The sequence below is a fragment of the Lysobacter yananisis genome, assembly GCF_031199375.1.
Taxonomy (GTDB): domain Bacteria; phylum Pseudomonadota; class Gammaproteobacteria; order Xanthomonadales; family Xanthomonadaceae; genus Lysobacter; species Lysobacter yananisis.
The window spans coordinates 4813329-4830067 of record NZ_CP133568.1; the positions used below are offsets into that span (position 1 = coordinate 4813329).

3 protein-coding genes (1 of these 3 only partly in view) are annotated in these 16739 nt (G+C 72.7%); all 3 read right to left on the bottom strand.

From position 1 onward, the window contains the following. Positions 1-14114: the 5' portion of a non-ribosomal peptide synthetase gene (locus RDV84_RS19885; RefSeq protein ID WP_309151344.1), read on the bottom strand. 4858 nt of this gene lie to the left of the window's left edge; only the first 14114 of its 18972 coding nucleotides appear in the window; its start codon is at positions 14112-14114; its stop codon lies beyond the left edge, outside the window. Next, entirely contained in the window at positions 14111-14893 is a 783-nt protein-coding gene (locus RDV84_RS19890; RefSeq protein ID WP_309151345.1) for a Stf0 family sulfotransferase, read from the bottom strand. Before RDV84_RS19890 ends, RDV84_RS19885 begins: the two co-directional genes overlap by 4 nt. 892 nt (positions 14894-15785) lie before the next feature. After that, entirely contained in the window at positions 15786-16559 is a 774-nt protein-coding gene (locus RDV84_RS19895) for a class I SAM-dependent methyltransferase (RefSeq protein ID WP_309151346.1), read from the bottom strand. Between the last annotated feature and the right edge of the window lie 180 nt (positions 16560-16739).

Consider the following 16739-nt stretch of genomic DNA (forward strand, 5'->3'; position numbering starts at 1 on the left):
ATGTTGGATTTGACTGAGCCCAGCGAACAGAACCCCGTGTCGGCGGTGGTCGCCGCAAACGCCTGGGACAGGCCTTCGATCTCGATCGGATCGCCCATCGCGGTGCCGGTGCCGTGCGCCTCCACGCAACCGATCTCGTCCGCGCCGATGCCGGCGCGCGCCAGGGTGTCGCGGACCAGATCGCGCTGCGCGCGCGGATTGGGCACGGTGTAGCCGTGGGTGCGTCCGCCGTGGTTGATGCCCGAGGCGAGCACCACGCCGTGGATGCGGTCGCCGTCGCGCTCGGCCGCCGACAGCGGCTTCAGCACGACCACGCCGACGCCCTCGCCCGGAACGAAGCCGGTGGCGTCGGCGCCGAAACTGCGGCAACGGCCGTCGGTGGAGAGCATGCGCTGCGAACACAGGCCGACATAGGTCGACGGATGCAGGTAGAGATTCACCCCGCCGGCCAGGGCCAGTTCGCATTCGCCGCGCAGCAGGTGTTCGCAGGCTTCGTGGATCGCGGTCAGCGACGCCGAGCACATGGTGTCGATCGGGAAGCTCGGGCCGTTGAGGTCGAGCAGATAAGACACGCGGTTGGCGACCGAGCCGAAGCTGGTGTACGGCGTGGCCGGATCGCCGCGCTCGGCCAGGTCGCGGCCGTGCAGCTCGAAACCGGTTTTGGTGATGCCGGCGAACACGCCGACGCGGCCGCCATAGCGTCGCGCCAGGCTGTCGCGGGTGTGGTTGCTGTCTTCCAGCGCCTGCCAGCAGGCCTGCAGGAACAGACGCTCCTGCGGGTCCATGTCCAACGCCTGCGCCGGCGCGATGCCGAAGAACAGCGGATCGAACTCGGCGAAGCCGTCGAGGAACCCGCCCCACTTGCTGTAGCTCATGCGGCTGGCGACGGCGCGCTCGGGGTCTTCGCAGAAGAACCCCTCCAGCGGCCAGCGCTGCGCCGGAATCGGGGCGATGCTGTCGCGGCCTGCGCGCAGGTTGCGCCAGAACTGGTCGAGATCGCGCGCATCGGGATAGCGACCGGCGAGTCCGACGATGGCGATAGGCTCGCGCGACGGCGACGGCGACGGCGACGGCGACGGCGACGGCGCGCGGCGCACGTTCGCTGGCGCGGCCGCGGCGACGGTGCGCTCGCGTGGCGCCTGCGCCTGCCCGCTCGCGCCGCCCTCGTCCGCGCCGGCCCAGCGCGCGCAGGCCTGGGCCTGTTCGGCGACGAGGTGGGCGCCGATCTCTGCCAGGTTGCGGAACTGGTAGAACAGGGTCTTCGACAGCCCCGGGAACGCGCCGGCCAGACGCTGGTTGAGCTGGGCGATCATGATCGAGTCGATGCTGAACGCTTCCAGCGCTTGCTGCGGATCGATCCGCGCCGGCGCGATCTTCGACACCTCGGCGAACACGCCGATCAGGCGCTGCAGGACGCGCGCGGAAAGATCGGCGCGAGCGATCGGTTCCTCCGCGGCACGCTCCGGCGCTTGAAGATCCGCTGCGGCGACCGGTTCGCGGCGTTCGAACGAACCCAGCAATTCGTCGAGCGCGCGATCTTCGCCGGCCAGCACCGTTACGCAGGACTCGCCGCTGGCCCAAGCCCGGCGCAGCGCCGACACACCCTGCTGCGCCTGCAGCGGCGCCAGCCCGGCCTGGGCCAGCTCGGTTTCGGCCTGCGCCGACAAGCGCATGCCGCCGTCGCGCCAGTACGGCCAATCGATGCACAGCGTCCGCCCCTGGCGCTCGCCGCGACCGGCGCGGGCGTTGCGCAACGCGGCGAACGCGCGCATGAAACCGTTGGCGGCGGCATAGTCGCCCTGGCCGGCGCTGCCGAGCGCGCCGCCGATGGAGCCGAAGCAGATCAGGAACTCCAGCGGCGCCGCGCCGTGGGCGCGGTCGAGGTGGTCCAGCCCCGCGACCTTGGGCGCGAGCACGCCCAGCGCCTGCGCCGCGCGCTTGCGCGCGAGGTAGCCGTCGTCGAGTACGCCGGCTGCGTGCACGATCCCGTCGATCCCGCCGTGGCGCGCGCGAACCCCATGCAGCAAGGCCTGCGCCTGGCGCTCATCGGCGATATCGGCGCGGACGTATTCCACCCGCAGTCCGGCCGACTGCAGCGTCGCCACTTCGGCGGCCAGCGCCGGCGTGGGCTCGCTGCGGCCCGCCAATACGACGACGCCGCTGCGCAGATCGGCGGCCATAGCGCGGGCGAGCAACAGGCCGAGCCGGCCGCCGCCGCCGACGATCAGATAGCGGCCGCCGTCGCGCCACGGCGCGGCCGCGTCGGCGAGCGCGGGCAAGGCGACGAAGCGGCGCGCATGCGCTGCGCCGTCGATGTCGCGAAGCTGCCGCGCCGCGAACGGCGACGGATCGAGCAGGCGCGTGGCTGCATCGTCCGGCGCGGCGTGCGCGTCCAGGCGGATCGTCTGCACTTCGAGCCGGTCGTATTCGCGCTTGGCGCTGAGCAGCAACGGCGCCAACCCGGCGCACAACGCACCATCGTCGTCGCCGGGGGCCACCAGTTGCAGCAAGGCCGGAGCGGCCGCCGCGGCTTCGCGCAACAACTCGATCAGGGCCGTGGCATGCGCGGCGAAGCGCTGGCCGATCCCGGCGCCGCTGCGCGCCAGCACATGCACGGCGGTGTCGCCATCCGCCCGCGCGTCGATGGCTCGCAGCAGCGGCGAATCCGGCGGAAAATCGCACAACACCAGATGCCGGCGATGGGGCCAGCGCGCGCCCGCTTCGGCGACGCGGTCCCAGCGTTCGGCGAACAGCCGCACCGAAGCCGCGCTGTCCGCGGGTGCGGCGCTCGGCGCGGCCGGCGCCGCGACGGCGGCGACCGGCGCGCTGGCCGGATCGAGCCAGAACCGGCGCGGATTGAACGGATAGGCCGGCGCGCTGATCCGGCGCGGCGCGCCGGCCGGGTACAGCGCCCGCCAGTCGAACGCGAATCCGCCGACCCACAGCGCCGCGAGTTGTTCGTAGCGGCCTTGCGCGGCCCAACGCGCCAGCGCGGCCTGCAGTTCTGCGTCGGCGGGATCGACCGTCGCCGCGGCCTCGCGCGTCGCGCCGGCCGCCGCGCGAGCGGCCTGGCCGCTGTGCACGCCGGCGACATTCGCGCCTCGCAGCCAGCCGCGCAGCCCGGCCTGCAACTGCTGCGCATCGGCGGCGAGGATCGCCAGCCGGTACGGCATCGGCTCGCGCCCGGTCTGCAGGGTGTAGGCCAGCCGCGGCAGCGAAGGCGCACCAGCGAGGAAATCGAGCAGGCGCCGGGCCATCGCGCGCAGGGTGTCCGGATCGCGGGCCGACAGCGGGAACAGCCACGGGCCCGGCGCGAACGCGTCGCCGCCATCGACCGCCGCGCACTCTTCCAGGATCGCGTGCGCGTTGCTGCCGCCGACGCCCATCGAGCTGACCGCCGCCCGGTACGGTCGCGCGCCCTGCCACGGCTGCGCCTTGTCGACCACGAAGAACGGCGACTGTTCGAGCTTGAGCGCGGGATTGGGCGTGCGGAAATGCAAGGTCGCCGGGATCGTCCCGCGCGACAGGCTCAGCGCGGCCTTGATGCAACCGGCCATCCCGGCCGCGGTGTCGAGGTGGCCGATGTTGGTCTTGACCGAGCCGATGCCGCAGAACTGGCGCGCCTGGGTGTGGCGTCCGTAGGCCTGCGACAGCGCCGCGACTTCGATCGGATCGCCCAGCGGCGTGCCGGTGCCGTGCGCTTCGACATAGCCGATCGAGGCCGGATCGATGCGCGCCGCGGCCAGCGCGCGCTCGATCGCCGCGCGTTGCCCGGCGACGCTGGGCGCATAGAAACCGGCGCTTTCGCCGCCGTCGTTGTTGGCGGCGCTGGCGCGCAGCAGCGCGTAGACATGGTCGCCGTCGGCGACGGCGTCGCGCGCGCGCTTGAGCAGCAGCACCGCCACGCCCTCGCCGCCGACCGCGCCGTCGGCGGCCGCGTCGAACGCGCGCAGGCGGCCGTCGCTGGAGAAATTCATCCCGTCCTGGTGGACGTAGCCGGCGCCCTCGAAGCTGGCCACGCGCGCGGCCGCGACCAGGGCGTGGCGCCACTCGCCTTCCAACAGGCGACGCCGCGCCAGGTCCAGCGCAGTCAGCGACGACGAGCAATTGGAATGCACGAACAGGCTCGGACCGCGCAGGCCCAGCTTGTGCGAGATCACCGCAGGCAGGGTGCCGTTCTGGGCCATGATCCAGCCCACGTACTGCTCGATGCTCTGCGCCGAAGCCGGCGCCGAGGCCAGCAGGCGGGCGTGATAGGCGCTGTTGCTGGCGGTGGCGAACACCGCGGTGTCGGCGAGATCGCCGGCGCGGTAGCCCGCGTCCTCGATCGCCCGCCAGGCGTGCATCAGCAGCAGGCGCAGCTGCGGGTCCATCAACTGCGCATCGCGCTCGGACACGTTGAAGAAGTCGGCGTCGAACAGATCGCGTCCGGCCAGGTCCGAGCGCACCGGCACGTAGGCCGGATCGGCCATCATATCGGCGGACACGCCGAGTTCGCGCAGTTCCGCGTCCGGAATGCGTTCGATACTTTCCCGGCCCTGCAGCAGGTTGTCCCAGAACTCGTCGTGGTCGCGCGCGCCGGGGAACGCGCAGGACATGCCGACGATGGCGACGGCGTCGTCGTAGTAGGCCGGGATCGCCGGTTCGCTCGCGGCCGCGGGCGCGGCCACCGGAGTTTGCAGCGCCGGTTCGGCGCTCGCGGGCATCGGCGCATCCGCATTCGCGTTCGCGGCCGACGCCTGCGCTCGCAGATGGCGGGCGACGCGCGAGATCGATCCGAATTCGAACAGCGAGGTGACCTCGAAACCCGGCTGCAGCTCGGCGGCGATGCGCTCGGCCAGGGTCACCGCCAGCAACGACGTCCCGCCTTGCTCGAAGAATCCTTCGTCGATATCGACGTCGTCGCGACCGAGCGTTTCGCGCCACAGCGCCAGCAGGCGCGGCAACGGATCGTCGCCCTGCCCGGCCGCCGGCTGCGGCGAGCGCGGCGTCGGCGCCGGTTCGGCCGCGCGCAAGGCGGCGACGGCGACGCGATCGACCTTGCCGTTGGCGGTCAGCGGCAATCCCGCGACCGCGACGAAGGCCACCGGAATCATGTGCTCCGGCAGGCTCGCGCGCAGATAGTCCTGCAACTCGCGCCGCGACGGCAGCGCCGCGCCGGCCGCGGGCACGCAGGCGGCGACGAGCTGCGCTTCGCCTTCGCGGCTCACCGCGCAGGCGCACAGGTCCACCGCCGGATGCCGCGCCAGCGCCGCCTCGATTTCGCCGAGCTCGATGCGGAAGCCGCGCAGCTTGATCTGCGCATCGGCGCGGCCGAGATAGTCCAGGCGCCCGTCGGCGCGCCAGCGGGCGCGATCGCCGGTGCGGTAGATCGTGCCGCCGGCTGAGAACGGATCGGCGATGAAACTCTGCGCGGTCAGCGCCGGCCGGTTCCAATAACCGCGGGCGACGCCGTCGCCGCCGATGTAGAGGTCGCCTTCCATGCCGACCGGCACCGGCGCCATCGCCGCGTCCAGCACGTAGACGCGGGTGTTGGCGAGCGGCCGACCGATGCAGGAGCCGCCGCCGGCCGACGGCGAATCCGCCGCGATCGCATCCAGCGTCGACCAGATCGTGGTCTCGGTCGGGCCGTACAAATTCCACGCGTCCGCGCCCTGCGCCAGCGCCGCGCGCAGCGCTTCGGGCAGGGCTTCGCCGCCGCACAGCACCTGCATGCCGCTGTCGTTGCGCCAGCCGGCGCGCAACAGCATCTGCCAGGTCGCCGGCGTCGCCTGCATCAGGGTCGGGCGCAGTTCGCGGATGCTACGCGCCAGGCGCTGCGCATCGCGCAGTTCCGCGGCCTCGGCGATCTGCACGCGCGCGCCGCGCAGCAGCGGCATCAGCAATTCCAGGCCGGCGATGTCGAAGCTGTAAGGCGTCACCGCCAACAAGGTGTCGTCCGGACCGACGCCGAAGCGGTCGGCCAGCGAGTGCAGCAGATTGAGCAGGCCGCGGTCGGCGATCGCACAGCCCTTGGGCCGGCCGGTGCTGCCGGAGGTGTAGATGACATAGGCGAGCGCGTCGGCGCTGCGATCGAATTCGCGCGCCTCGTCGGCGAACGCATCGGCCGCGCCTTCGTCGCCGTCCTCGACCGCGAGCGCCCGCTCCGGCGCGAGCGATCCGGCCAATCGCGCGGCGTTGGCGCGGTCGCACAGCGCCCAGCCCAGGCCGCTGTCGGCGACCATGTAATCCAGGCGCTGCTGCGGATAGGCCGGGTCCAGCGGCACGTAGGCCGCGCCGGACTTGAGCACCGCCAGCAAGGCGACGCTGAGCTCGACCGAACGCTCCAGGCACAGCCCGACCCGTTCGCCGGGGCCCGCGCCGGCGCGGCGCAGGCGGCGCGCCAGCGCGCTGCTGCGCCGGTCGAGTTCGGCGTAACTCAGCGTGCGCCCGCCGCAGCCGACCGCGACGGCCTGCGGCCGCAGCCGCGCCTGTTCGGCGACCAGCGCCGGGATCGAAACGCGGTCGTAGCCGCTGCGCGCGGTGTCGTTGCAGTCCACCAACAGGCGCTGGCGCTCGTCCGCGTCGAGCAGCGGCAGGCGGCTGGCGCGGGTGTCCGGATCGGCGGCCGCGCCGGCGAGCAGGCTGGTCCATTGCGCGCACCAACGCTCGATCGTGGCGGCGTCGAACAGGTCGGTGGCGTATTCGCATTCGCAGGCCAGACCCTGCGCGGTCTCTTCCACGTACAGCGACAGGTCGTACTTGGCGTGGCTCCACGGGCTGTGCTCGCGCTGCCACAGCGCGCTGCCCCGGTCCTGCGCGGCGGGATAGTTCTGCAGCGAGAACAGCGCCTGGGCCAGCGGCTGGCGGGACAGATCGCGGGCCGGACGCAGTTGCGCGAGCAGGCGCTCGAACGGCAGGTCCTGGTCGTCGTGGGCGTCGAGAGTCGCGGCGCGGGCGCGCGCGAGCAGTTCGGCGAAGCTCGGGTCGTCGCGCACGTCCAGGCGCAACACCGCGGTGTTCAGCAACGGGCCGACCACGCGCTCCAGGCCCGGTTCAGCGCGCGTCGCCAGCGGCGAGGCAAGCAGCAGGTCGCTGGCGCCCGACAGCCTGGACAGCAACGCGCCGAAGCCGGCCAGCAAGGTCATGTACAAGGTCGCGCCGCGTTGCGCGCCGAGCTCCAGCAACCGGTGATGCAGCGCATCGGGCAGCACGAAGCGATGCAGCGCACCGCGGTAGGACTGCGCCGGCGGACGCGCGCGGTCGCTCGGCAACGACAGCACCGTCGGCGCGCCGAGCAGGCGTTCGCCAGCGCGTTGCGCCAGCCGGTCCAACGCGCTTTCGTCCACGCGCGCGCGCTGCCAGGCGTCGTAGTCCGTGTGCTGCAGCGGCGGTTCGTCCAGCGGCGAGGCGCCGCTGGCGGCGAAGGCCGCGTACAGCGCGCGCAGTTCATCGGCCAGCAGCGCCACCGACCAGCCGTCGGCGGCGATGTGGTGGGTGGTCAGGGTCAAGCGATGATCGTCGTCGCCCAGCCGCAGCAGGCTCGCGCGCAGCAGCCGGCCGGCGCCGAGATCGAAGCGGCGGCGCATGTCGCGCTCGCGCAGGCGCGCGGCCTGCGCTTCGCGGTCGGCCGGCGCCAGCGCGCTCAGATCGTGCAGTTCCAGGGCCACGGCCTGGGCCGGCTGGATCGCGGCGTACGGGCCGTCGGCGTCGCTGAGGAAGGCGGTGCGCAGGCTTTCGTGGCGGCGTTCGAGTTCGTCCAGCGCGCGCCGCAACGCCTCCACGTCGATGCGCGCGCTCGCGCGCAACGCGAGCGGCATGTTGTAGGCGGCGCCGGCCGCGCCGAGCCGGTCCGCGGTCCACAGGCCGCGCTGCGCCGGCGACAGCGGCAGGCGCGGCGCGCGCGGCACCGGCAGCAGCGGCGCCGCCGCCGGCGCGGCGCGCCCGCGCGCGGCGTCGACGCTGCGCGCCAGATCTTCCAGGGTGGCGGCGGCGAAGAATTCGCGCAGGCTCAGCTCGACGCCGGCGGCGCGGCGGATGCGGCCGACCGCGCGCGTGGCCAGCAGCGAATGGCCGCCGAGGTCGAAGAAACGGTCGTGCACGCCGGGCGCGCGGCAGCCGAGCACTTCGCGCCAGATCGCGGCCAGCAATTGCTCGGTCGGAGTACGCGGGGCGACGTGGACGCGGCCGTCGGTCGCGGCGGCGCCGGCCCGCGGCAACGCGGCCGGATCGATCTTGCCGTGCGCGGTCAGCGGGAAGCGCTCCAGCACCACCAGCGTCGACGGCACCAGGTGCGCCGGCAGCCGCGCGCGCAGCGCCGCCAGCGCGTCGTCGGCATCGAGCGTGCGTCCCGGCGCGGCCACCGCATACGCCGCCAAGCTGCGGCCGTCGAGTTCGCCCTGGGCCAGCACATGGGCCTGGGCGATGCGCTCGTCGCGCAGCAAGGCCGCTTCGATTTCGCCCGGCTCGATCCGATAGCCGCGGACCTTGATCTGGCGGTCGAGGCGGCCGAGGAATTCGAGCGCGCCGTCGGCGCGCAGGCGGCCGCGGTCGCCGGTGCGGTACATGCGCGCGCCGGCGCCGGCGAAGGGATCGGCGAGAAAACGTTCGGCGGTCAGCGCGGCGCGTCCGCGATAACCGCGCGCCACGCCGCTGCCGCCGATGAAGATTTCGCCGACCACGCCGGCCGGCACCGGTTGCAGCGCCTCGTCGAGCACGTACACCGGCGCGTGCGCCAGCGCCCGGCCGACCGGCGGATCGCGCGGATCGGCGCGGTCGCAGTCGTGGGTGGTGGCGCAGACCGTGGCCTCGGTCGGGCCGTAGGCGTTGATAAAGCGCACCGGCTCGGGCCAGCTGCGCACGATCGCCGCGGGGCAGGCTTCGCCGGCCACCACCAGGGTCTGCAGCGTGGCCGCGCCGCCGGCCTCGACCAGGCCGGGCACCACGCTCGGCGGCAAGGTCACATGGGTGATCGCGCGCTCGCGCAGGGTCGCGGCCAGTTCGTCGCCGGCCAGCAGGCGTCCGCCGCCGGGCAGGCACAGGCAGGCGCCGCTGCACCAGGCGGTGAAGACTTCCGAGACCGAAGCGTCGAAGCCGAGCGAGGCGAACTGCAGCACCCGGCTGTGCGGCGCGATGGCGAAGCGCTGGATCTGCGCCAGGGCCAGCTCGCGCAGGCCGCGGTGCTCGACCAGCACGCCCTTCGGCGTTCCGGTCGAACCGGAGGTGTAGATCGCATAGGCCAGGTCGTCCGCGGCCGGCGCCGGCAACGGCGTCCCTTCGTCGGCGTCGCTCTCGCCTTGCTGGAACGACAAGCGCTGCGCGGGCGACGGCGGCAAGCCGTCGAGCGCGCCGGCATCGCCAAGGATCAGGCGCGGGCGCGCGTCTTCGAGCAGGTGGTTCAAACGCTGCGCGGGCGCTTGCGGATCGATCGGCAGATACGCCGCGCCGGCCTTGAGCGTGGCGAGCAAGGCGATGAAGGTGGCGACGTCGCCGTCGCTGGCCACCGCGACCAGATCGCCCGCGCCGATGCCGCGACCGCGCAGCTGCCGCGCCATCCGATCCGAGCGTCGCGCCAGTTCGGCGTAACTCAGCCGCGCAGCAGGCGATTCCAGCGCCGGCGCCTGCGGCGTGCGCGCGGCCTGGGCCGCGAACAGATCGCAGACGGTGTTGGGAGCCGACTGCGCCGGCGCGGCCGACGCCGCGGCGACGCCCAGGCGCAGCCGCGCCAGCGGCCGCGCCGGTTCGGCCATCGCCGCGTCCAGCAGCGTGGCGTACATCTGCGCCAGGCGCTCGATCGTGGCCGGATCGAACAGATCGCTGGCGTATTCGATCTCGGCGTAGAGGCGCTCGCCCGACTCGATCACGTTCAAGGTCAGGTCGTACTTGGACGTGCTGCTCGGACAGTCGATGCGTTCGACCCCCGCGCCGTGCAGCCTCAGCTGTGCCGGCGCGGTGTTCTGCAGGGCGAAGATGACCTGCACCAGCGGCTGCCGCGACAGATCGCGGTGCGGCTTGAGTTCGGCGACCACGCGCTCGAACGGCACGTCCTGATGGGCGAACGCCGCCAGCGCGGTGTCCTTGGCCTGCGCCAGCAATGCATCGAAACCGGCCTGGACATCGACGCGCGCGCGCAGGGCCAGGGTGTTGATGAACAGCCCGACCAGCGGCTCGGTATCGCGGTGGGTGCGGCCGGCGGTGGGCGTGCCGATCACGATGTCGTCGCCGCCGCCCCAGCGCGCCAGCAAGGCCTGGAATCCGGCCAGCAGCACCATGAACGCGGTGGCGCCGCGCTCGCGCGCGAACGTCGGCAGCCGCCGCGCGAGCGCGGCCGGCAGTTGGAAACGGTGGATGCCGCCGCGGAAGCTGGCGACGTCCGGCCGCGGCCGGTCGGTCGGCAGCGCCACCAGTTCCGGCGCGCCGGCGAGCTGCGCGGTCCAGTACGGCAATTGCTGCGCCAGCAGCGGCCCTTCCTGCAGCCACTGCCGCTGCCACGCGGCGTAGTCGGCGTACTGCAACCGCGCCGGCGGCAAGGAATCGGCGGCGGCGCCCGCGTGCGCGGCGTACAGCGCGCCGAGTTCGTCCAGCATCACCGTATGCGACCAGCCGTCGGCGGCGATGTGGTGCGCGGCCAGGACCAGGACGTGTTCGTCCGCGCTCAGCCGCGCCAGCCGGGCGCGGAACAGCGGGCCGCGTTCCAGGTCGGTGCGGTGATGCGCTTGGGCTTGCAGCAGCGCGTCCGCGCGGGCCTGCGCGCGGGCCGGATCGAGCGCGCTGAGGTCTTCGAATTCCAATAGGGCCTGCGGCGCCGGATCGACCGTCTGCCGCAGCTGTTCGCCGTCGAGCACGAAACGCGTGCGCAGCATCTCGTGCCGCTGCAGCAACTGCGCCAGCGCCGCGTCGAGCGCCGGCGCCGCCAGCGGGCCGCGGATGCGGAACGCCAGCGGCACGTGGTAAGCCGCGCCGACCGTGCCGAGCTGTTCGAGGAACCACAGCCGTTCCTGCGCGAACGACAACTCGGCCGGCCCGCTTTGCTCGCGCGCGCGCAACGGCGGCGCCGCGGGCGCATTGCTGGCCGCGGCGGCGACCTCGCGCTCCAGTCCGGCGACGGTCGGATGCTCGAACAAGGCACGCAGCGCCAGCTCGACGCCGAGCTGTGCGCGCAACTGCGCGACCACCCGCATCGCCAGCAGCGAATGGCCGCCGAGTTCGAAGAAGCTGTCGTACAGGCCGACCCGGTCCAGCCGCAGCACTTCGGCGAAGATGCCGGCCAGGCGCCGCTGCAGGTCGGTGTGCGGCTCGGCGTAGTCGGCGACGTCGGGCCGTTCCTCCGGCGCCGGCAGCCGCGCCTGATCGATCTTGCCGTTGACCGTGAGCGGCAGCGCCGGCAGCGCCAGCGTCGCCGCCGGCAGCATATGTTCGGGCAGGATCGCGCGCAGGTGCTCACGCAGGCTGCGCACAAAGGCGTGCTGGGTCGCGGCGGCGAGCGGGTCGTTGGCGTGGCGGCGCGGATCGGTGGCGGCCTGCGTCGGTGCGGGCGCCTCGGCCTGTGCGGATTCGCCCTGCCTGGCCGCCGCCGCGTTTTCATCGACGAACGTGGCGCAAAGGTGATCCGCGCGAAGCTGCGAACCGGCGACGTCGACCCGGTAGCCCAGGCGCTCGCCCAACTGCCACAAGGCCTCGGGCTCGATGCCGTCGGTGGAGGCCGGCGCACGCGCGCACAGCTCGCTCCAGGTCAGCGCCGGATCGGCCTCGCGCAACAGCGCCAGCCGCTGCAAGTCCGGCTGCAGGCGCGCATTGGGCAGTTCCAGGCTCAGCCGCGCCGGCCGCTGCGCGCGCAGGTGCGCTTCCAGCTCGGCCAGCGCGTCCTCGCCGCTGGCCTGCCACGGCCTCGCCGCCGGTTGCGGCGCACGCGGCCCGACGTGCAGCCACACGTCGTAGCGATACTGATTCAATTCGTTGCGCGCATCGCCGCGCTTGAGCAGGATCTCCACGCCGCCGATCGCCGGCAGCCACTGCGGCAGCGCGCGGAAGAACGCCGGCGACAGCAGCAGTTCCTTCTCCTGGCGCATGCCGCGTTCGATCGCCGCGCGCATCCGCTGCGCGCCGGTCGCCTCGCCCGCCTTGGCGAACTGCACCGAGGCGTGGAAGGCTTCGAGCAGGTCGTAGTCGCGCACGTCGCCGACGAAGATGCGGCCGCCCGGCACGACCCGTTCGCTGGCCCGGCGCAGCACGTCGAGCAGGTAATCGGCGCTGGGAAAATACTGCACCACCGAATTGATCACGACGGTGTCGAAGTCTTCGGCCAGACCGGCGAAATCGTCGGCCGGCTGCGCGGCCAGCCGCACGTGCTGCAGGCCGGCGTCCGCGCCGACCCAGCGCTGCAACCGCGCGATCGCGGTCGGCGACAGGTCGGTGGCGACGTAGCGCCGGCAATGCGGCGCCAGCTGTTGCAGCACCAGGCCCACGCCGCAGCCGATCTCCAGCAACCGCTGCGGCCGGCCCGCGAGCACCCGCTGCGCGGTCGCGTCCAGCCATTGGCGCATCTGCGCTTCGGGAATCGGCGCGCCGGTGTAGCTGCTGTGCCAGCCGACGAAGCTCGGGCTGCAATCGTCCTGTTCGGGCCGGTACGTGTCCTGGTACAGCGCCTGCCATTGGCCGACGCTTTCGTCGGCGCGCGCGTCGCGTTCGCTCGCTTGCGCCGGCTCCGGCACCACGTAGGCGACCAGACTCGGCTGCCCGTCGGCCTCGCGCAGGGCGACCACCGCCTGGCGCACGCCGGGATGGCGCAGCAGCGCGGCCTCGATCTCGCCCAGTTCGATGCGGAAGCCGCGCAGCTTGACCTGATGGTCGATGCGGCCGAGGTATTCGATGTCGCCCGCGGCGGTGCGCCGCGCCAGGTCGCCGCTGCGGTACAGCCGCTCGCCGTGCGCGAACGGGCTGGCGACGAAGCGCGAGGCGGTCAGTCCGGCGCGGTTGAGATAGCCCCAGGCCAGGCCGGCGCCGGACACGCACAGCTCGCCGGCTTCGCCGTCGGCGACCGGCCGCAGCGCGTCGTCGAGGACATGCACGCGCAGGTGCGGCAGCGCCGCGCCGATCAGGCTCGCCGGTGCCTGCAGTGCCTCGGCCGCGGCGACGCCACGCTCGGTGACGTGCACGGTGGTCTCGGTGATGCCGTACATGTTGACCAGTTGCGGCCGCGCGTCGCCGTGGCGCTCGAACCAACCGCGCAGTTCGCCGAAGCGCAGCGCCTCGCCGCCGAAGATCACCCAGCGCAGCCGCAGCGGCAGGGCCGCGGCCTGATCGGCGGCGGCGAACTGGGCGAACGCCGACGGCGTCTGGTTGAGGACGGTGACGCCCTCGCGGCTGACCAGTCGGTAGAAGGCTTGCGAATCGCGCGCGACCTGGGCCGGCACCAGCACCAGCCGGCCGCCGTGCAGCAACGCGCCCCACAGTTCCCAGACCGAGAAATCGAAGGCGTAGGAATGGAACAGGCACCACACGTCCTGGCCGTGGAAGCCGAAGCGCGCCTGCGCCGCGTCGAACAGCGCGGTCACGTTGGCCTGCGGCACCAGCACGCCCTTGGGTTGGCCGGTCGAGCCGGAGGTGTAGATCACATAGGCCAGCGCACCGGCCTCGAACGCGTGCGACGGCGCGGCCGCGGCTTCGCGCCGCACCCGCTCCCCGTCGAGATCCAGGCGCAGCACGTCGCGCGTGGGCGTCTGCGCGTGCGCGCACAGCTCGGCCTGGGTCAGCAGCAGGCGCGCGCCGCAGTCGTCGAGCATGAAGTCGATGCGCGCCTGCGGCGTGCGCGGATCGATCGGCAGATAGGCCGCGCCGGCGCGCAACACCGCGAGCGTGGCCACCACCAGCAGCGGCGAACGCTGCAGACACAGGCCGACGATGCAGCCCGGGCCGATCCCGGCCTGCCGCAACCAGCGCGCCAGTTCGGTCGCGCGCGCCTGTAGTTCGGCATAGGTGACGCGCGCGTCCTCGCACACCAGCGCGACCGCGTCGGGCGTGCGCGCGGCCTGGGCGTCGAAGCGGTCGGCCAGCGACGGCGCGGCGCCGGCCTCATCGAACGGGCCGGGCGCGGGCGCATCGCTGGCGGAAGGCGGAACGCGCGCGTCTTCGCTCACGCATGCATCTCGCGATAGCGCGCCGCCCACTGTTCGGAAATCTCGTCCGCCTGGCGGCGGTGGCGGGTGCCTTGGATCGACAGGCACTGCTCGGACAGGCCCAGGTAGTCCAGCACCGAGCGCAGGGTCGGTTCGTAATGCGCGGCGAGGTCTTCGTAGTCGACCACCATCGGCTCGATCCGGTGGCGCTTGAAGAACGCGCGCCAGCCGTCGTCGCCGCTCTGCAGCCAGTCGGCCAGGCGGCGGATCCGGGCGAAGTCGAATTCCTCGGCGCCGACCGGGATCACCGCATCGGTGCTGCCGGCCACGCGCACGAACTCGCTGCTCTTGATCGCCTTGAACAGCGACACCGCCTGCGCGACCCGGTCGCTGCGGCGCAGCCAGATGTAGGACAACCGTGGGAATGCGCGGCTGAACAATTCATGCGGCGAAGCGGTCTTGTCGCCGAAATATTCCTGCAGCACTTCCACCGCGTTGTGGAAGTCGGAGAACGGACGCTGGAAGTGGATCTTGACCCCGAACACGCCGTTGTCGCTGGTGCCGGCGTCCACGATCTCGCGCAGCACGCGTTCGGCCGGGTTGGCGAGCCGCTGTTCCTGCAGCAGTTCGCGATAGCGCGCCGGGTCCATGTCGAACACCTGCGCCTGCGGCAGCCGCACCGGCGGCGCGAAGTATTCGTCGGGGCGCCCCGCCACACCGGTCTCGCGCAAGCCGCTGGCGAGCATGGTGCTGCCGCTGCGCATGGTGGTGCAGATGATGTAAGAGCGCTGGTTCCGCATCCTTCGAAACTCCCGGTACGACAGATGATCGATCTCGGCCGGTCCGGCGCGGCGCCGGACGTCGCTGACGCAGACCCGTCGGACGCGAGGCGCCCGGCGGTCCGCATGCGGCGATCAACTCGGGTCGAGGACTGAGGCAGGAAGACTAGCCGCGCACGCAGGGATGCGCAGGAATCCGAAACTGTGACGCCGAACGGAGTTGCTTGCCTGCAGCGGCGACGCAGCGCGCGACGGCATCGGCGCATCCGCGCGCGCTTGCGTCGCGCTAGCGGCCTGCGCGCAAGCGGCCTGCGCGCGAGCGGCCTGCGCGCGAGCGGAAACAGCGCGATTCGCGGCCGGTTCGAACGACAAGCCAGGCGAGGCGACGCGGACGAGCCGCGGCTCAGTGTGCCCGCCGATGCGGCGAGGCTGCGGCGGTTCCTGGCAGTTCTGACAGGTGCGCCCTGCGCGCCGCGACCCGGCGCTGGCGAAACCGCGGTGCGGCTGCGCGTGCGATGAAATGATCCGACGTTCGAACATCGCCTGCGCAGACATCCAGTGCTCCGTGCCGAGATCCGACTATGCGACTGACTATGCGTCTAATGCGTCTAAATGCGTTGCGTAACGACACACTTCGCTACAGCGTTTGGCATCCTCGTACGATTGCCAGCCGTCGTCAAGGCGCGCGAAGCGCGATGCGCGCGACCACGACGAAGCGCGTTCGCAGCGCTGCCTACGCGCAAGCCTGTTCATCGTCGTTCGAGAAGGTTTCGCGCCGAAACGATGCGCCGGCCGGCGGGTTTGAGCCGACGGCCGGACGGTGTTCGACGCGCGGCGCAGCGTTGCGAACGCCCGCCGCCTGACAGCATGCGCTCGCGTATGCAGAGGCACCGGCAGCGGCGCCGACGCCGATTCATTGAACCGGATCGACGCTCCCGCCGGGATTGAAGCGCGTCAGCCGCGGGCGCGGCGCCAGCACCAGCGCGCGATGCCGCGCGAACTGCGCCTGCATGCCCCAGACCCGGTCGGCGAACTCGCGCGCGAGCGCCTCGCCGTAGGCTTGCGCATATTCCTGCCGGCACAGCAGGAACTTGGCCGCGGCGGCGATGTCCTCGCGGTCGACGACGCAGAACACCGCCCATTGCGGATTCGCCTGCAGCGCCTGGGCGACCGCGATGCCGAGCTCGGGATAGGCCGGGCTGAGCATGTCGTCCAGGCAGATCACGCCCCATGGCGCCATGCACGCGAACGCCAGCGCCATGTCGCGCGCCAGCGACTGCGGCTGGTGGTCGCCGTCGATATGGAAGAAGCGGATCGCGCGTCCGCCCTCGCCGCCGCCCAGGCGCTGCGGCGCGAGCCGGCGGCTGTCGGCGCAGATGATGTCGACCCGCTCGGCCAGGCCCAGGCCCGCCAGGCGCTCGCGCAGGCGCAGGCCCACGTGGATGTCGGGCCAGTCGTAGAGATCGATCGCCAGGGCCCGCTCGCCCGGTTGCAGGGCCAGCGCCAGCGCGATCAGGAAACGTCCTTCGAACGCGCCGATCTCGGCCGCGTCGCCGCCCCAGCCGCGTTCGCGCTGCAGCCGCATCGTCGCCGCGCACACCTGCGCGGCGAACGCCGACGACATGCCCGGAACGGCGTCGTAGTGCTCCCGCATATAGCGATCGAACGTCAACGGCGCCGGCGACATGCCCGCCTTCCTCCCATGAAAGCCAACCCATCGCGACAGCGAACGGACGACGCGCCTGCGCGGTCGCGGCCTGCGCCCGTCGCATGCGCGCCGCTGTGCGCTCCCCCAGCGCGTCGCGACTCTAGCACGGCCGCATGTCCGGTCAAGCCGCATTGCGGCAGGCCGCGGCGACGCTCGCGA

Coding starts and splice junctions, on each gene's coding strand:
- RDV84_RS19895 (WP_309151346.1), bottom strand. CDS start 16,559: ATGTCGCCGGCGCCGTTGACGTTCGATCGCTATATGCGGGAGCACTAC.
- RDV84_RS19890 (WP_309151345.1), bottom strand. CDS start 14,893: ATGCGGAACCAGCGCTCTTACATCATCTGCACCACCATGCGCAGCGGC.